Annotated in this window: 16 protein-coding genes and 1 pseudogene; 14 read left to right on the plus strand and 3 right to left on the minus strand. The window is 63.3% G+C overall.

All coding sequences use genetic code 11. The annotated features are described in order from the left end of the window. Positions 1 to 212: 212 nt before the first annotated feature. Positions 213 to 1,046 carry an alpha/beta fold hydrolase gene (locus EJA72_RS15160; RefSeq protein WP_157712242.1) on the minus strand — a complete coding sequence of 278 codons (834 nt, stop codon included), beginning with the start codon at positions 1,044 to 1,046 and terminating at the stop codon, positions 213 to 215. 258 nt (positions 1,047 to 1,304) lie between these two features. Between EJA72_RS15160 and EJA72_RS15165 the strand changes: the two genes are divergently transcribed. Genes EJA72_RS15165 through EJA72_RS15175 form a run of 3 tightly spaced genes read left to right on the plus strand, consistent with a single transcriptional unit; the run spans position 1,305 to position 3,462 of the window. Beyond that, positions 1,305 to 2,039, plus strand: coding sequence for an SDR family NAD(P)-dependent oxidoreductase (locus tag EJA72_RS15165; RefSeq protein ID WP_157712243.1), 735 nt, complete (start codon positions 1,305 to 1,307; stop codon positions 2,037 to 2,039). Positions 2,040 to 2,053: 14 nt separating this feature from the next. After that, on the plus strand, positions 2,054 to 2,827 hold the full coding sequence (locus EJA72_RS15170) for an SDR family NAD(P)-dependent oxidoreductase (RefSeq protein ID WP_157712244.1): 774 nt from the start codon (positions 2,054 to 2,056) through the stop codon (positions 2,825 to 2,827). Positions 2,828 to 2,832: 5 nt separating this feature from the next. Continuing rightward, entirely contained in the window at positions 2,833 to 3,462 is a 630-nt protein-coding gene (locus EJA72_RS15175) for a nuclear transport factor 2 family protein (protein ID WP_218574368.1), read from the plus strand. 780 nt (positions 3,463 to 4,242) lie between these two features. Here the strand turns inward: EJA72_RS15175 and EJA72_RS15180 are convergent. Both EJA72_RS15180 and EJA72_RS15185 read right to left on the minus strand, forming a co-directional pair. After that, positions 4,243 to 5,436, minus strand: a complete 1,194-nt coding sequence (locus EJA72_RS15180; protein WP_157712246.1) for an acyl-CoA dehydrogenase family protein — start codon at positions 5,434 to 5,436, stop codon at positions 4,243 to 4,245. After that, positions 5,433 to 6,605, minus strand: coding sequence for an acyl-CoA dehydrogenase family protein (locus tag EJA72_RS15185; RefSeq protein WP_157712247.1), 1,173 nt, complete (start codon positions 6,603 to 6,605; stop codon positions 5,433 to 5,435). Before EJA72_RS15185 ends, EJA72_RS15180 begins: the two co-directional genes overlap by 4 nt. A gap of 248 nt (positions 6,606 to 6,853) precedes the next feature. Here EJA72_RS15185 and EJA72_RS29290 point away from each other — a divergent pair. From EJA72_RS29290 to EJA72_RS15235, 11 genes and pseudogenes are all read left to right on the plus strand, one after another. Beyond that, positions 6,854 to 6,964, plus strand: a pseudogene (locus EJA72_RS29290) (outer membrane lipoprotein carrier protein LolA); the annotation flags it as partial. A 582-nt stretch (positions 6,965 to 7,546) separates the two neighbouring features. Continuing rightward, positions 7,547 to 8,437 carry a VOC family protein gene (locus EJA72_RS15190; protein ID WP_157712248.1) on the plus strand — a complete coding sequence of 297 codons (891 nt, stop codon included), beginning with the start codon at positions 7,547 to 7,549 and terminating at the stop codon, positions 8,435 to 8,437. A gap of 12 nt (positions 8,438 to 8,449) precedes the next feature. Then, positions 8,450 to 9,325 carry a CoA transferase subunit A gene (locus EJA72_RS15195; protein ID WP_157712256.1) on the plus strand — a complete coding sequence of 292 codons (876 nt, stop codon included), beginning with the start codon at positions 8,450 to 8,452 and terminating at the stop codon, positions 9,323 to 9,325. Between the two features lie 12 nt (positions 9,326 to 9,337). Next, a complete protein-coding gene (locus EJA72_RS15200) occupies positions 9,338 to 10,135 on the plus strand; it encodes a CoA-transferase subunit beta (RefSeq protein ID WP_157712249.1) in 798 nt (265 codons plus the stop codon). Between the two features lie 16 nt (positions 10,136 to 10,151). Further along, a complete protein-coding gene (locus EJA72_RS15205; RefSeq protein ID WP_157712250.1) occupies positions 10,152 to 11,060 on the plus strand; it encodes an enoyl-CoA hydratase in 909 nt (302 codons plus the stop codon). Beyond that, positions 11,057 to 12,169, plus strand: coding sequence for a nitronate monooxygenase family protein (locus EJA72_RS15210; RefSeq protein WP_157712251.1), 1,113 nt, complete (start codon positions 11,057 to 11,059; stop codon positions 12,167 to 12,169). Before EJA72_RS15205 ends, EJA72_RS15210 begins: the two co-directional genes overlap by 4 nt. Next, entirely contained in the window at positions 12,166 to 12,918 is a 753-nt protein-coding gene (locus EJA72_RS15215) for an enoyl-CoA hydratase family protein (protein ID WP_178129381.1), read from the plus strand. The genes EJA72_RS15210 and EJA72_RS15215 overlap by 4 nt, the downstream gene beginning before the upstream one ends. 9 nt (positions 12,919 to 12,927) lie before the next feature. After that, on the plus strand, positions 12,928 to 14,085 hold the full coding sequence (locus tag EJA72_RS15220; RefSeq protein WP_157712252.1) for an acyl-CoA dehydrogenase family protein: 1,158 nt from the start codon (positions 12,928 to 12,930) through the stop codon (positions 14,083 to 14,085). Positions 14,086 to 14,095: 10 nt separating this feature from the next. Next, positions 14,096 to 15,154, plus strand: a complete 1,059-nt coding sequence (locus EJA72_RS15225; RefSeq protein WP_157712253.1) for an acyl-CoA dehydrogenase family protein — start codon at positions 14,096 to 14,098, stop codon at positions 15,152 to 15,154. A 3-nt stretch (positions 15,155 to 15,157) separates the two neighbouring features. Further along, entirely contained in the window at positions 15,158 to 16,309 is a 1,152-nt protein-coding gene (locus EJA72_RS15230; protein ID WP_157712254.1) for an acetyl-CoA C-acetyltransferase, read from the plus strand. A gap of 60 nt (positions 16,310 to 16,369) precedes the next feature. Then, positions 16,370 to 17,248 carry an SDR family oxidoreductase gene (locus EJA72_RS15235; RefSeq protein WP_157712255.1) on the plus strand — a complete coding sequence of 293 codons (879 nt, stop codon included), beginning with the start codon at positions 16,370 to 16,372 and terminating at the stop codon, positions 17,246 to 17,248. Positions 17,249 to 17,554 lie beyond the last annotated feature (306 nt).

Raw genomic sequence — 17,554 nt, forward strand, 5'->3', positions numbered from 1 at the left:
CAACCCGGCATGGATGCCGGGTTAGCCGCCCCCGGCCATGGATGGCCGATGGCGGCGGGCCCACGGAGCAATGCCGGAGTGAGGGCATGCCGAGCCTAGGCGAGGCACCGAGTGGTGGGGCAAGAGCATTTGGTTACTTTGTGCTTTTCAAAGTGACCCGCTGTAAAAGCGGAACCAATAGCCGCCGTTACACAAAAAACGGATAAACACGCTCAACCGTTCTGCAAAAAGTCGATACAGCTACGGTTAAACAGCTCACGATGCTCCACCTGAACCCAATGCCCACACCGATTAAGCACAATAAACCGCGCATTCACTGCACCCTCGATAATGCGCTGAGCCCCACTGATCGGGTTGAAGTGATCGTTGTTACCCCAGAAACCAAAAATCGGGCACTGAATCTCACCCAGTCGCGATTCCATGTTCTGCACCATCATCGTGCTGAACAGATTCTTCGGCTGAGTCACGGCCACCGCCACACGTTCCTCCAGCAGGCTCTCCGGCAGGATCGAAGCGTCAAACAGCTGCAGACTCATCATGCTGCGCATCTCGTCCATGCCAATGGGGCCGGCGCTGAACAGGCTGACCATGCGCACAATGCCTTCCATCTTGAAGTACGTCTCCCGCTCCTCGACACCGCCCGGTGCCAGCAGGATCAGGCTTTGCGGCAGTTCCGGCGAACGCAGCGCCAGGCCCAACGCAATCGCGCCGCCCAACGAGTTACCGAGCAAAGTGCAGCGCTTCACGCCGACAGATTCCAGAAACGCCGCCACGCACTCGACAAAGAAATCCAGGTTGTATTGGACGTCTTCAGGCTTGTCCGAACGGCCGAAACCCGGCAAGTCGAGCACGATGTTGCGGTAGCCGGCCGCAACGAACTGCGGGTAGTTGCCCTTGAAATTGCTGAAACCACTGGCGCCCGGTCCGCTGCCGTGCAGCCACAGCACCACAGGGCCCGTGCCCTCATCCAGATAGTGCAGGCGCAAGCCGTTGGGCAGCGTTGCGTAATGGCCGACGGGCAGGGGCAGGTCTACGGGTTGGTTCATGGGGTTCTCCATTTTCTGCGGATTCATGAAGCACCGCCGCGTCAGGCGTAACAGCGGATGGTGAAGGGGAACGCCGCGCCTGACGCAGGGTGCACAGTGAATGCTGGGGCTGTTGAGCATTGCCGGCATCGTCCATTCAGACCAAGGCGCGGTAGTCCCATCGGACGATGTCCGCCCAGGCACTTGCCGCTAATCATTCAAGGACGGTCCCACTGCAAGGGCGGCGGGCCGAGGAAATTTGCACAATCGGAGAACGCAATGAAGTTACTCAATAAAGTGGCGTTTGTGACGGGTGCCGGGCAAGGCATGGGCCAGGCCATCGTGCGTGGATTTGTCGCCGAGGGCGCCCAAGTGGTGGCGGTCGATTTGAACCAGGCCGCCTTGGCCGAGAGCCTTGCAGACCTGGGCGACAAGGTCCTGGCCCTGGCCTGCAACGTCGGTGACGGCGCCTCCGTGGCCGATGCCATGGGCCAGGCCGAGCAGCATTTCGGCGGCCTCGACATCCTGGTCAATAACGCAGGCGTCGGTGCGCTGGACAGCTTCCTTGAAACCCCGGACGACAGTTGGGCGCGGGTCATCGGCGTGAACCTGGGCGGCACGTTCCTGTGCTGTCGCGAAGGCGCCAAATTGATGATCAAGAGCGGGCGCCAAGGGGCGATCATCAACCTCTCCAGCACCGCCGCGCTGACCGGCGAAGGCCCGGCCCATTACTGCGCCTCGAAAGCCGGGGTAATGGGGCTGACCCGCTCGATCGCCCGTGACCTGGCCGCCAGTGGCATACGCGTCAACACCCTGGTGCCGGGGCCGACCAACACGCCAATGATGGCCGGCATCCCTGACGAACACATGCAGGCCTTGCTGAAAAACGTGCCATTGGGTCGCATGTGCGAGACGGACGAAATCGCCCGTGTCGCGGTATTCCTCGCCAGCGAAGACGCCAGTTTCATGACCGGCCAGAACATCGCGGTGAACGGCGGCATGGCCTTTATCTGATCGGAGACTGACTGATGAGCAAGCGTTTACAGGGGAAAATTGCCTTCGTCACCGGCGCCGGTTCCGGCATCGGTGAAGCCACTGCGTTGCGGTTTGCCGAGGAGGGCGCCACCGTGGTGCTGAGCGGACGGCGCGTGGAGCCGTTGCAAGGCGTGCAGGAAAAGATTCTCGGCTTCGGCGGCAAGGCTGACGTGGCGGTCGCCGATGTCAGCGACGAGCAGGCCTACGTCGACGCATTGGAGGCCGCGGCGCAGCGTCATGGCCGCCTCGACATTCTGGTCAACAACGCGATGGCCTACACCTGGGGCGGCATCGACACGATGACCACCGCCGACTGGCACGCGAACTTCGCCACCACCGTCGACGGCACCTTCTTCGGCACCCGCACGGCGATGCGGCTGATGAAAGCCCAGGGCGGCGGTTCGATTGTCAACATCGCTTCTATCTGCGGCCTGTTCGGCACCGCGCAGATGGCCGGTTATTCGGCGGCCAAGGCAGCGGTCATCAACTTCAGCCGCGCGGCAGCCAGTGAGGGCGCGCCGAACAACATTCGCTGCAACGTGATCATTCCCGGCGTGGTCGACACCCCGGCCACCGCCGGTATGCTTGGCGACACCAAGGCCCGTGCCAACACCGAGAAAGTCATCCCGATGAAACGGGTCGGCCTGCCGGTGGAACTGGCCAACGCGATTTTGTTTCTGGCCAGCGACGAGGCGTCCTATGTCACCGGCGCGAGCCTGGCGGTGGACGGCGGACGCGGCTCCGATCTGTACACGGTGTTCGACTGATGGGCCTGGAATCCGCCGCGCTGCTGGAGCGCATCGACCGTCTGGAGTCGCTGGACGCCATTCGTCAACTGGCCGGCAAATACGCGCTGGCCCTGGACATGCGCGACATGGACGCCATGGCCAACTGCTTCGCCCCGGACGTGCGCGTGGGCCGCGACAAGACCGGGCGGGCGCACCTCAAGGTGTGGCTGGACGAAACCATGCGCAAGCAGTTTCATGGCACGTCCCATCACCTGGGCCAGCACATTATCGAGTTCAGCGATCCGGATCACGCCACGGGGGTGGTCTATTCCAAGAACGAGCATGAGACCGGCCCGGAGTGGGTGATCATGCAGATGCTGTATTGGGACGACTATGAGCGGATTGATGGGCGCTGGTGTTTTCGTCGGCGTTTGCCGTGTTACTGGTATGCGACGGACCTGAACAAGCCTCCGATTGGCGGGTTGAAGATGCGCTGGCCGGGGCGGGAGCCTTATGCGGGGACATTCCACGAACTGTTTCCGTCCTGGGATGCGTTTTGGGCTCAGCGGCCGGGTAAGGATGACTTGCCGGAAATTGCTGAGCCGGCGCCGTTGGAGGGGTTTTTGGCGACGTTGCGGCGGGGGGCGGGGGATCCCAAGATTCGCGTTCGGTGATGGGTGGGTGTACATATCCGTTTCTTCGGTAACGGCGGCTTATGGTTTCATTCCCCCTGTGGGAGCCAGCCTGCTGGCGATGGACGTCAACGCTAACGCGCCCTGTCTGGATGATCGCGTTGGCTGGGCGACCATCGCCAGCAGGCTGGCTCCCACGTTTGATTGGGGTGTAGCTGAGAGAGATCAGTCGATTGTCAGGTCCTCATCGCCAGCAGGCTGGCTCCCACAGTTGATTGGGGTGTAGCCGAGAGAGATCAGTCGATTGTCAGGTCCTCATTGCCAGCAGGCTGGCTCCCACAGTTGATTGGGGTGTAGCTGAGAGAGATCAGTCGATTGTCAGGTACTCATCGCCAGCAGGCTGGCTCCCACAGTTGATTGGGGTGTAGCTGAGAGAGATCAGTCGATTGTCAGGTCCTCATTGCCAGCAGGCTGGCTCCCACAGGGGGAATGCGTACGCCAGAAGAATCAGGTCGGCTTTAAGGCCGCCTTGCTTTGGCTTTTGATTTTCTTGCCCCCTCGTAAGGCCGAGTGGAGGTTCTGCGCAGTGGGCAACCCGGCATGGATGCCGGGTTAGCCGCCCCCGGCCATGGATGGCCGATGGCGGGCCCTGTAGGAGCGAGCTTGCTCGCGATGGACGTCCAGACAACGCGCTGATCCAGACAGCCCGCGTTATCGTTGACGACCATCGCGAGCAAGCTTCGCTCCTACAGGCTTTTCCAAGTGACCCGCTGTAAGAGCGGAACCATTAGCGGCCGTGACCGAAGAAACGGATATGCCCCACTAACCCCGCACCCGCATCTCCCTAGGCATCCCCAACGCCCGCTCGGCAATGATATTTCGCTGGATCTCATTACTCCCCCCATAAATCGTATCCGAGCGGGCAAATAGAAACAGCGACTGCAAACGGCTCAGCTGGTAAGCATCGCCCTCAAGCACCTCAGCCTCATCCCCCAACACATCCATCGCCAGTTTCCCAAGATCGGAATGCCAGGTAGACCAAGCCAATTTATAAATCATGGCTTCGCGATTCAGGCTGCCATCCTGGGGCCCCGAAAGCATGCGCAACGAGTTGTAGCGCAACACCTTGAGCCCCGACCACGCCTGCGCAATACGCTGACGCAGCAACGGGTCCCGCGAGGCGCCGTTGGAGCGGGCGATACGGATGATTTCGTCGAGCTCATTCTGAAACTGCATCTGCTGGCCCAGCGTCGACACCCCGCGTTCGAAGCCGAGCAGGGCCATGGCGATTTTCCAGCCATCGCCCGGCTGACCGATCAGGTTGTCGGCGTGGGTCACCGCCTGATCGAAAAACACTTCATTGAACTCACTGGTGCCCGTCAATTGCTGGATCGGGTGCACGCGGATCTGCGCCTGCGCCATCGGCACCAACAGGAACGACAAGCCATGATGGCCCTGACTGCCGGGCTCAGTCCGTGCCAACACAAAACACCACTCGGCCTCGTGCGCCAGAGAGGTCCAGACCTTCTGGCCGCTGATCAGCCAGTGTTCGCCCGTGTCATCAAGCCTGGCCCGGGTTTGCACGTTCGCCAGATCGGAACCGGCGCCCGGTTCGGAGTAGCCTTGGCACCAGAACTCACGCCCATCAAGAATGCCGGGCAACAAGCGCTGTTGCTGGGCCGGGGTGCCGAAGGCCGCAAGGGTCGGGCCGACCAGCCCTTCACCGATGTGGCCCATGCGTCCGGGGCCGCCGGCTCGGGCGTACTCCTCGTGGAAAATCACTTGCTGGCAGATGCTAAGACCGCGCCCGCCATGCTCTTGGGCCCATCCGAGGCCAATCCAGGCGCCCTCGGCGAGTTCACGTTCCCAGGCTTTGCGTTCCTCGGGAAAGCTGTGCTCGTCCCCTGGGCCACCGCGAAAGCGCAGCGGTGCGAACTCGCCGCTCAGGTGCTCGGCCAACCACTGGGCGACCTCGCGACGGAAAGCCTCGTCGGCATTGCTGAAACCGATTTTCATGCGTCCTCTCCAAACAGGTGTGCCGCCAGGCGTTCACGGTGCAGCGCCGGGTTGCCCAGCAATTGCTCGCTGGCGCGGGCGCGCTTGAAGTACAGGTGCGGGTCGTATTCCCAGGTAAAACCCACGCCGCCATGCAACTGGATCGACTCGGCGGCGCAGTGAAAAAACGCTTCGCTGGCATGGATCTTCGCGGTCGCGGTGGCCATCAACAGTTCGCTGGCAACGGCGGCATCGCCTTCGGGGTCGAGGTGTTCCTGCACCACGCAGGCCGCGTAATAGACGGCGGAACGTGCGCACTCAACCTGCAGCATCATGTCGGCGCAGCGATGTTTGATCGCCTGGAAGCTGGCGATGGTGCGGCTGAATTGACGGCGTTCCGCGATGTACGCCAGGGTCAGGTCGAGGACCTGTTGTGCGCCACCGGCCTGTTCGGCGGCCAGGCCCGCCGCGGCGATCTGCAGGCTAGAGCGCAACACCGCCCCACCTTGGTCAGGTGCGCAAAGCATTTGCGCGTCGCTGACGAACACATTCTGCAGCTGGACCCGCGCCAGGCGTCGGGTCTGATCCAGGGTGGGCAGGGCGGTGCGCACGACACCCGGGGTATTGGCGTCGAGAACAAACAGGCTAATGCCATCTTCGCCCTCACTGCCGGGTGTACGCGCGGCGACGATCAACACATCCGCCTGTGCGCCGTCGACGACCTGGGTGTAAAGGCCATCCAGGTAAAAACCGCCGGCTCCCGCCTGGGCGACCGCTTGCACGCTGTGGGCATCCCATCCTTTGCCACTGGCGAATGCCAATGTCGCAGTGACTTCGCCACCGGCAATCGCGCTGAGCCAGCGCTCCTGCAGGGCCGGGTTGTGCCCGGCCAGCAGCGCGGGGGTGGCCAGGCACGCGGTGGCGAACAGCGGCGAACCCAGCAGAAAACGGCCGCTCTGCTCCAGCAGGATCGCCAGTTCGACAAACCCCAGGCCCATGCCGCCGAAACGTTCGGGGACCATCAGGGCCGGCCAGCACAGCTCCTGGGCGATGCGCTGCCAGACGTCGGGGTCGTAACCGTCCGCGCGATTCATGGTGGCGCGCACGGCCAAAGAGTCGCTGGCCGTGGCGAGAAAACGCTCGGCGCTGTCGCGAATCATCAAGTGTTCCTGGGTAAAGGCGAACTCCATGGGGGTTGTCTCTGCAATGCGGATGGATACGGGAGTCTGGGGCGAGCGCAGCCGGGTTCGAATCACTAAAACGGACTAGAGACATTGGCGCTGTGCACGATTGCCTTGTGGGAGCCAGCCTGCTGGCGATGGACGTCAACGATAACGCTGGGCACCTGATACCCCGCGGTGCTCTCCGGTTCATCGCGAGCAGGCTCGCTCCTACAGTGGGTCGTGACGACCGGGAGAGGTAAATCAGCTCCAGAAGCATGCTGCCTGTGGGAGCCAGCCTGCTGGCGATGGGCGTCAACGATAACGCTGGGCACCTGATACCCCGCGGTGCCCTCCGGTTCATCGCGAGCAGGCTCGCTCCTACAGTGGGTCGTGACAACCGGAAGGGGTAAATCAGTTGCAGAAGCATGCGGCCTGTGGGAGCCAGCCTGCTGGCGATGGACGTCAACGATGACGCTGGGCATCTGATACCCCGCGGTGCTCTCCGGTTCATCGCGAGCAGGCTCGCTCCTACAGTGGGTCGTGACGACCGGAAGGGGTAAATCAGCTCCAGAAGCACGCGGCCTGTGGGAGCCAGCCTGCTGGCGATGGACGTCCAGACGACGCGTTCATCCAGACAGCCAGCGTTATCGTTGACGACCATCGCGAGCAGGCTCGCTCCTACAGTGGGTCGTGACGACCGGGAGAGGTAAATCAGCTCCAGAAGCATGCGGCCTGTGGGATCCAGCCTGCTGGCGATGGGCGTCCAGACGACGCGTTCATCCAGACAGCCAGCGTTATCGTTGAGGACCATCGCGAGCAGGCTCGCTCCTACAGTGGATCGTGGCGACGGGGAGGGGAGATCGGGCCGCAAGCAAGCGGTTGCTTAGTCTCAACGGACGATGAAGGGGCGGGTGGCGCTTTGCACAATGCCAGCCACGTACCGAAATCAGCCAACGAGGAACCCAGGCATGATCGACATTCGCGGTTTGAGCTATTTCGTCTCCCAGATCGAAAACCTCAGTCATTGGCAACGCTACGCCGAGGACGTGCTGGGCATGCAAGTGCGTCCGGCACCGGGCGGTGGCCTGTACGTGAAAATGGACGAGCGTCCGTTTCGCATGCTGATCGTCGAAGGCAGCGAGGCCCGTTACCTGGCGTCCGGGTGGGAACTGGCCAACGAGTCGGCCTTCAAGGCCGCCCTTGAGCACCTGACCGCCAAAGGCATCGAATGGCAAGCGGGCTCTGCCGCCGAGATCGATCAGCGCGGTGTCCAGGCGCTGGTCAAGCTGACCGACCCGTCGGGCAACAACCACGAACTGAGCTGGGGCCATCGCTCCGACTGCCTGCCGTTCGTTTCGCCGCAAGGCGTGCCGCGATTCCTCACCGGTGACATGGGCCTGGGCCACACCGTGCTGCCGGCCCCGAACTTCGACGCCACGCTGGCGTTCGCCAAGGACGTGCTGGGTTTCGAACTGTCGGACATTTTCAACTTCCGTCCCGATCCTTCGGCCCCGGCGATCCGCATTCATTTCCTGCATTGCCACAACGTCCGCCACCACAGCCTGGCGCTGGCCGAGTACCCGGTGCCGTCAGGGTGCGTGCACGTGATGGTCGAGGTGGATTCGATGACCGAGGTCGGCCGTGCCCATGACCGTTTGCTAGCCCATGACGTGCGCCTGTCGGCAACACTCGGCCAGCACCTGAACGATCGCATGACCAGTTTTTACATGAAGACGCCGTCCGGTTTCGACCTGGAATACGGCTTTGGCGGGCTGCAGGTCGACTGGGCCGAGCATTCGGCGTTCGAGTTCACCCGCGTGAGCATTTGGGGGCACGACTTTTCGGTCGGCCAACAATAAGGAATTGTCATGATGAACAAACAACTGACGGCGGCCGATGCGGTCGCTCAACTGCGCGATGGCATGACCATCGGTTTTGGTGGCTGGGGACCCCGGCGCAAGCCGATGGCGATCGTGCGCGAGATCCTGCGTTCGCCAGTCAAGGACCTCACCGTCGTGGCCTACGGCGGCCCGGAAGTGGGCATGCTGTGTGCGGCGGGCAAGGTCAAGAAACTGGTGTTCGGTTTTGCCACCCTCGACGCCATTCCGCTGGAACCCTATTACCGCAAAGCCCGCGAGGCCGGTGAGCTGGAGCTGCTGGAACTCGACGAAGGCATGTTCCAGTGGGGCCTGCGCGCGGCGGGTATGCGCCTGCCGTTCCTGCCGACCCGTTGTGGCCTGGCCACCGACGTGACGCGCCTGAACCCGGAACTGAAAACCGTCCAGTCGCCCTATGCCGATGGCGAGGTGCTGCTGGCGATGCCGGCGCTCAACCTCGACGTGGCGTTCCTGCATGTCAACGTCGCTGACCGCCTGGGCAACACCCTGGTGACCGGGCCGGACCCGTATTTCGATCACCTGTTCGCCCGCGCTGCCCAGCAGTGTTTTGTCTCCTGCGAACGCCTCGAAGAGCGCCTGCAACTGAGCGCCGAACAGGCCCGGTTCAATACCTTCGAGCGCTATCTGGTGAGCGGGGTGGTGCATGCGCCGCTCGGCGCGCACCCGACCGCGTGCGCCCCGGATTACGGCTGGGACATGAAACACCTCAAGGGCTATGTCGCCAGCAGCCAGGCCGAAAACGGCTGGCAGGACTATGTGCAGACCTACGTCGCCGGTGGCGAACAGGCCTATCAGGCACAGAACGGCGGTGCCGACTCCATGGGCGCCTTGCCCCTTCCCGTGTTCTGAGGATTAGCGACTATGTCTGCAACCTGTGATTTCACCCTCGCTGAACTGATGATCGTCGCCGCTTCCGAAGCCTGGCGCGGCAATGGTGAAGTGATTGCCTCGGGCCTTGGCGTGATTCCGCGCCTGGGCGCGAGCCTTGCCAAACTCACCCACAGCCCTGAACTGTTGATGACCGACAGCGAAGCGTTCCTGGTCGAAGAGCCGATCCCGCTGGGCCCGCGTGGCGACTACGAGCCGCGTTACTCCGGCTACATGTCGTTCGAGCGGGTGTTCGAATGCGTCTGGGGCGGCCGTCGTCACGCGATGATCGGCCCGACCCAGATCGACCGCTGGGGCCAGACCAACTTGTCCTGCGTTGGCGACTATCAAAAACCCAAGACCGCGATCCTTGGTGTGCGCGGCCTGCCGGGCAACAGCATCAACCACCTCAATTCGTTTTTCGTGCCCAGCCACAACACCCGGGTGTTCGTCAGCGATGAAGTGGACATGGTCTCCGGTGTCGGCTTCAAAGCCGACCGCTGGCCCGAAGGCGCGCGCCGCGACTTGATGGACATCCGCTGGATCGTCAGCGACCTGTGCGTGCTCGATTTCGATGGCCCCGACCGTGCGGTGCAGGTGCGTTCGTTGCACCCCGGCGTCACGTTCGAGCAGGTCCAGCAGAACACCGGTTTCCCGTTGCTCAAGTCGGCGCAATTGCACGAGACCGTGCACCCGACCCCTGAACAGTTAGCGTTGATCCGCCGACTCGACCCCCACGATTACCGCGCCACGGCGATCAAGGGCAACCCGCCCGGCATCCGTACGGCTTGAGGCGAGGACAGTGAACATGCACAGCAGCGAGAGTGAATTCGTCGTCCGTGAGGACAAAGCCGTCTACGAAACCGACACACCGGTGCTGTACAGCGTGGCCGATGGGATCGCCACGCTGACGCTGAACCGGCCGACGTTCAACAACGCGCAAAACTCGCAAATGACCTACGCCCTGGACGCCGCCTTTCGCGAGGCGGTGAACGACGACGAGGTCAAAGTCATCGTCCTGCGGGGCAACGGCAAACACTTCTCGGCGGGCCACGACATCGGCACGCCAGGGCGTGATATCGACAAGCCGTTCGAGCGCGCGCACCTGTGGTGGGACCACACCAACAAGCCCGGCGGCGAGCAGCTCTATGCCCGTGAGCAGGAAGTCTACCTGGGCATGTGCCGGCGCTGGCGCGAGCTGCCCAAACCGACCATCGCCATGGTGCATGGCGCGTGCGTGGCGGGCGGGCTGATGCTGGCCTGGGTGTGCGATCTGATCGTTGCCAGCGAAGACGCATTTTTCCAGGACCCGGTGGTGCGCATGGGTATTCCGGGGGTGGAGTATTTTGCCCATCCCTATGAAATGAACCCGCGCATCGCCAAGGAATTCCTCTTCACCGGTGACCGCATGAGCGCCACCCGGGCCTGGCAAGTGGGCATGGTCAACCGCATGGTGCCCCGGGAAGAACTGGAACAGGCCACCTACGCGCTGGCTGCCGGCATCGCCCGTCAGCCGCGCATGGGCCTGGCCCTGACCAAGCAAGCGATCAACCACGTGGAAGACCTGCAGGGCAAACGCGCGGCGATGGATGCGGTGTTCGCCTGGCACCATTTCGCGCATGCCCATAACGAACTGTTGTCCGGCGACAAACTGGGCGGTTTCGACGCCAAGGGCATGGCCCGGGCCAACAAGCAGGCAGAGGACAAGAGCCAATGAATCACTGGCTGGAGACGCCCCTGACCGAAGCGCTCGGTTGCCGCTACCCGATTGTGCAAACCGCCATGGGCTGGGTCGCCGACGCCAACCTGGTGATCGCCACGACCCAGGCCGGTGGCTTTGGTTTTCTGGCCGGGGCGACCATCGCGGCCGATGAACTGGAAAGTGAAATCCGCAAGGTGATCGACGCCACCGGTGGCAGCAACTTCGGGCTCAATTTTCATATGTTCCAGGACAACGCCGCGCAGTGCGTCGACCTGGCGATCCAGTACCGCCTGCGCGCCGTGAGCTACGGACGCGGTCCGGACAAACAGACCATCGCCCGGTTCAAGGCCGCCAAGGTACTGTGCATTCCTACCGTGGGCGCACTCAAACATGCACTGAAGGCGGTGGAATTGGGGGCTGACCTCATCACCATTCAGGGCGGCGAGGGCGGCGGCCATACCGGCGGCGTGCCCAGCTCCATTCTGTTGCCGCAGGTACTGGCGGCCGTCAAGGTGCCGGTGATCGCGGCCGGTGGTTATGCCACCGGCCGTGGCCTGGCCTCGGTGCTGGCCGCCGGTGGCGCTGGCATCGCCATGGGCACGCGGTTCCTCATGACCCGCGAATCGCCGACACCGGCCGCGACCCTGGAACGTTACCTCAAGGTCAACGACCCGCAACTGGTGCGGGTCACCACCGCCGTGGACGGCATGCGCCATCGCATGATCGAAAACCGTTTCATCAATCACCTGGAAAAGGCCGGCCCGTTCGGTCGCTTGCGCATCGCCCTGGGCAGCGCCTGGCAATGGAAGCAGCAGACCGGCATGAGCCTGGGTCACATGGCGTCGGTTTTCGTCCGTGCCTTGCGCGAAGACCCGTCCGCGCTGTCGCAAGTGGTGATGGCCGCCAACCAGCCGGTGCTGTTGCAGCGCTCGATGATCGATGGCGCGCCGGACGAAGGCATCTTGCCCAGCGGCCAGGTCGCGGCGGCCATCGGCGAGTTGCTCAGTTGCCGTGAAGTCATCGAAGGCATCGCCAGTGAAGCCCAGCATTGTCTGGACGCACTCCTGGCCCGCAGCCAGCCCCATTCCTCGAACCAACCCGCCAGTATTGGAGAACCCCTGTGAACCAGGCATTTACGACACACCTCAATCAGGGGATCGCGGAACTGGTGATCGCCAAACCACCGGTCAACGCCCTCGACAGCCAGGAATGGCTTGCGCTGGCGCGACAGATCGACGCCCTGGGTGCCAACCCGGAAGTGCGGGTGATCGTGATCCGCGCAGAAGGCCGGGGCTTTTGCGCCGGGGTCGACATCAAGGAACTGGACAAGTACCCGGAGCGGATCGTCGAGGTCAATGCCGGCAACTACGCCACCTTCAAAGCGGTACACCGCAATCCGGTGCCGGTGATTGTCGCGGTGCATGGCTTTGTGTTGGGCGGCGGCATCGGCATCACCGGGGCGGCGGACATCGTCGTCGCCTCCGACTGCGCGACCTTCGCCTTGCCGGAAGTCGACCGTGGCGCCATGGGCGGCGGTGCGCACTTGCAGCGTCTGTTCCCGGTGCAAAAAGTCCGCTACCTGTTTTTTACCGGCGACAGCATCAGCGCCCCCGACGCCCTGCAATATGGCTTTATCGAGCGGATCGTCAGCAAGGATCAATTGCGCGAAACCGCCTTGGGCATCGCGGCGAAAATCGCCGAGAAGAGCCCGGGCATGATCCGCATTGCCAAGGAAGCCCTGAACGGCATCGAAGACGGCAACCTGGAAGACAAATACCGCTGGGAGCAGGGCTTCACCATGCAGGCCTACAGCAGCCCGGACTCCGCGGAGACCCGTCGGGCCTTCGTCGAAAAACGCGACGCCAAGTTCTGAGGGAACGCCATGGAACTGAATTACACGCCCCAACAAACCGCCTTCCGCGCCGAAGTGCGCGACTGGCTGGCGGCCAATCTGCCGCGCGAACCGCTGGCCAGCTACGACACTCGCGAAGGCTTCGAACAGCACCGTGCCTGGGAGGCGAAGCTGTTCGAGAGCCGCTGGTCAATGGTGATGTGGCCTGCGGAACTGGGCGGTCGCGGTAGCGATTTGATCGAGTGGCTGATCTTCGAAGAAGAGTATTACGGTGCCGGCGCGCCGATGCGCGTGAATCAGAACGGCCAGTTGTTGTTGGGGCCGACACTGATGGAATTCGGCACGCCGGAACAGAAACAGCGTTTCCTGCCGCGCATGGCCGCCAGCCTCGACATGTGGGCACAAGGCTGGTCGGAACCGAATGCCGGTTCGGACATGGCGGCGATCACCAGCAAGGCCACGCTCGACGGCGATCATTACGTGATCAACGGCCAGAAGACCTGGTCAACCCGGGCAATCTTTGCCGACTGGCTGTTTGGCCTGTTCCGCAGCGAACCGGGCTCGAGCCGCCACCACGGGCTGTCGTTCGTGATGGTGCCGCTGAATGCGCCGGGTGTGACCATTCGCCCGATCAAGGCGCTCAATGGCAAGGACGCGTTTGCCGAAGTGTTTTTCGACGACGTGCGCGTGCCGGTGGCCAACCGCATCGGCGCCGAAGGGCAGGGCTGGCATGTGGCAATGGCCACCGCCGGTTTTGAGCGCGGGCTGTTGCTGCGCTCACCCGCACGCTTCCAGGCCACCGCGCGCAAGTTGGTGGAACTCTACAAGGCCAATCGCGAAAGCGCCGACCGCGACCCGAGCCTGCGTGACGCCGTGCTGGAAACCTGGATGGGCGCCGAGGCTTACGCTTTGTCGGCGTATTACACGGTCGGCCGGCTCAGCCGGGGCGAGCAGATCGGTGCGGAGTCGAGCATCAACAAGATCATCTGGTCGGAGCTCGACCTGAAAATGCACGAAACCGCGATGCGCATTCTGGGTAGCCGCGCCGAGCTGCTGCCGCCTGTGGAGAGCGATGCGGCCGGCTGGCTGGAGGGTTTTCTGTTCGCCCAGTCCGGGCCGATCTACGCCGGGACCAACGAAATCCAGCGCAACATCATTGCCGAGCGGATGCTCGGCTTGCCGAAATAAGGAACGGGCCATGGACTTCACTTTTACCGATGACCAGCTGACGTTTCGCGAAGCCATCAGTCGTTTCCTGATGACCGAAGCTGCCCCGGAGATGCTCCGGGAAATCTGGGAAACCGACGTCGGTCGTTCACCGGACCTGCGTAACAAGATCGCCGCCCAGGGCCTGACCGCGTTGTCGGTACCCGAAGCCGAAGGCGGTTTGGGCATGGACGATGTGGCCTGGTCCTTGATGACCCAGGAGCTGGGCTATTACGCGATTCCGGATTCCCTGGCCGACACCGCTTACGTCGCGACAGGCCTGCTGGCCAGCCTGGCGAGCGGGCACCCGGCACGCAGCAGCCTGTTGCCGCGAATCGCCGAAGGCACCTTGCGCATCGCCATCAACCATCCGGTCAACCCGCTGGTCAGCGATGCACAACTGGCCGAAGTGCTGATCCTGGTCGACGGCGACGACGTTCATATCGTTCCGCGTTCTCAGGTGGATGTGGTGCATCAGCCGAGCATCGACGCGTCCAGGCGCCTGGGTCGAGTGACCTGGAATCCGACACCAGCTACTTGCGTGGCCAGCGGCGTACTGGGCCGTGACGTGCAGGCACGACTGCTCGACCGTGGCGCGTTGTCGGTGGCCGGGCAACTGCTCGGGCTCGCGCAACGCATGCTCGATTTGTCGGTGGACTACGTTGCGCAGCGCAAACAGTTCGGCAAACCGATTGGCAGCTTCCAGGCCGTCAAGCATCACCTGGCCGATGTCGCGCGCCACATCGAGCAAGCCAAACCGGTGCTGTACCGCGCCGCCCACGGCCTGGCACAGGGCGATGCCAACGCCAGCGTCTGGGTGTCCCAGGCCCGGCTGGCCTGCTGCGAGGCCAGCTGGATCGCCGCGCGCAAGGGCATTCAGGTGCATGGCGCCATGGGTTACACCTGGGAAGTCGACCTGCAGATGTTCATGAAGCGCGCCTGGGCGCTCGATTCGTCGTGGGGTGATCGCGCCTTCCATAAAACCCGTGTCAGCGACTACCTGTTCGCCGACGGCGCCCGCCTGGGCCCGGGCCATACTTTCGAGGAGTGAGTCATGCCAGAGGCTTATATTGTTGATGCACTGCGCAGCCCGACCGGCAAGCGCAAAGGCGCGTTGAGCGAAGTCCACGCGATTGACCTGGGCGCCCAGGTGCTCAAGGCGCTGGTGGAACGCAACGCCATTCCCGGCGAAGACTATGACGACGTGATCTTCGGTTGCGTCGACACCATCGGCTCCCAGGCCGGTGACATTGCCCGCACCAGTTGGCTCGCTGCCGGTTTGCCGCTGAATGTGCCCGGCACCACGATTGATCGCCAGTGCGGTTCGTCGCAACAGGCCCTGCATTTTGCGGCGCAGGCCGTGATGAGTGGCACCCAGGACGTGATCGCCGTGGGCGGCGTGCAAACCATGACCCGCATCCCGATTTCCTCGGCGATGCTGGCCGGGCAGCCGCTGGGTTTCCCCGATCCGTTTTCCGGCAGTGAAGGCTGGCGCGCACGGTTTGGCAATCAGCCGGTCAACCAGTTCTACGCCGCGCAGCGCATCGCCGATCATTGGGGCATCAGCCGCGAGCAGATGGAAGCCTTTGCCCTGCAAAGCCACAGTCGAGCCCTGGCCGCCATCGAGAGCGGGCGTTTCGCCCGGGAAATCGTCGCGTGCAACGGCCTGCGCGTGGACGAAACGCCGCGCCTGACCAGCCTCGCCAAAATGGCCGAGCTGCAGCCCGTGGACCCACAGTTCCCTTCGATCACCGCCGCCGTTTCAAGCCAGACGTGCGACGCCTCGGCGGCGTTACTGGTGGTGTCCGAAGCGGCCCTCAAGCGCTACGACCTGACGCCACGGGCGCGCATCCATCACCTCACGGTGCTGGGCGATGACCCGATTTGGCATCTGACCGCGCCTATTGCCGCGACTCGCCGGGCCCTGGAAAAAACCGGCCTGCGCATGAGCGACATCGACCGGGTAGAAATCAACGAAGCCTTTGCGTCGGTGGTCATGGCCTGGGCCAAGGAACTCGACTACGACCCGGCGCGCACCAACGTCAACGGCGGCGCCATCGCCCTCGGCCACCCGCTGGGTGCCACCGGCGCCCGGTTGATGACCACGCTGTTGAACGAACTGGAATGCAGCGGTGGCCGGTATGGCCTGCAAACCATGTGCGAAGGCGGCGGCCAGGCCAACGTCACGATCATCGAACGCCTCTAATTTTTCCCATTCGTACCGCCGCCCGACGGGCGTGCGGTCACGCAGTTTAAGGAGTCAGACATGGCTATTTGTTCAGGCCGCACCGTGATCATCACCGGGGCCGGCGGCGGACTCGGTCGCGCTTATGCGCTGGCATTCGCGGCCGCGGGCGCCAACGTGGTGATCAACGATATTCGCGCCGACGCGGCACAAGACGTCGCGGGCGAAATCCGCGCCAGCGGTGGCCAGGCCATCGCCAACAGTGACGACATCACCACCCTGGCGACCGCCGAGCGCATTGTCGAGGCGGCGCTGGCGGCGTTCGGCGAAGTGCATGTGCTGGTCAACAATGCCGGGGTTTTGCGCGACCGCATGTTCATCAGCCTCAGTGAAGAGGACTGGGACATGGTCATGCGCGTGCATCTCAAGGGGCATTATTGCCTGGCTAATTTGTTGGGGCGGCGCTGGCGGGATCTGGCCAAGGCGGGTACGCCGGTTGATGGTCGCATCATCAACACCAGTTCGGGTGCCGGGCTGCAGGGGTCGGTGGGGCAATCCAATTACTCCGCAGCGAAGGGCGGGATTGCGGCGTTGACGCTGGTGCAGGCGGCTGAGCTGGCGCGGTACGGGATTACGGCCAATGCGTTGGCTCCGGCGGCGCGGACGTCGATGACTGAAAGTGCCATGCCGGATGTGGTGAAGAAGCCTGAGGATGGCAGTTTTGATGCCTGGGCTCCGGAGAATGTGGCGCCGTTGGTGGTGTGGCTGGGCAGCGCGGAATCGGCCGGTGTCACAGGGCAGATCTTTGAGAGCCAGGGGGGGCGGATCTCCCTTGGCGACGGCTGGCGCACGGGCGTGACCCGTGACAAGGGAGCGTTGTGGCGGGTTGAGGAAATTGGTGCGGTGGTGGCTGAGTTGCTGGGCGAGGCGCCTGCGGCGCAGCGTGTTTGGGGGAGTTGATTTTGGCGTAGTTGCGTTTTTTTGGAGGGGGCATATCCGTTGTTTTTGTCATGGCGGATATTGGTTCCGCTCTTACAGCGGGTCACTTTGAAAAGCGCAAAGTAACCAAACGCTCTTGCCCCACCACTTGGTGCCTCGCTAGGGCTCGGCATGCCCTCACTCCGGCATTGCTCCGTGGGCCGCCGCCATCGGCCATCCATGGCCGGGGGCGGCTAACCCGGCATCCATGCCGGGTTGCCCACTGCGCAATGCCTGCGTTCGGCCATCGTGGTTTAACGGGGCGCCTCGATCAAAAGCAAAGCGAGG

The sequence above is a fragment of the Pseudomonas sp. PB120 genome, from assembly GCF_009761815.1.
Classification (GTDB): Bacteria; Pseudomonadota; Gammaproteobacteria; order Pseudomonadales; family Pseudomonadaceae; genus Aquipseudomonas.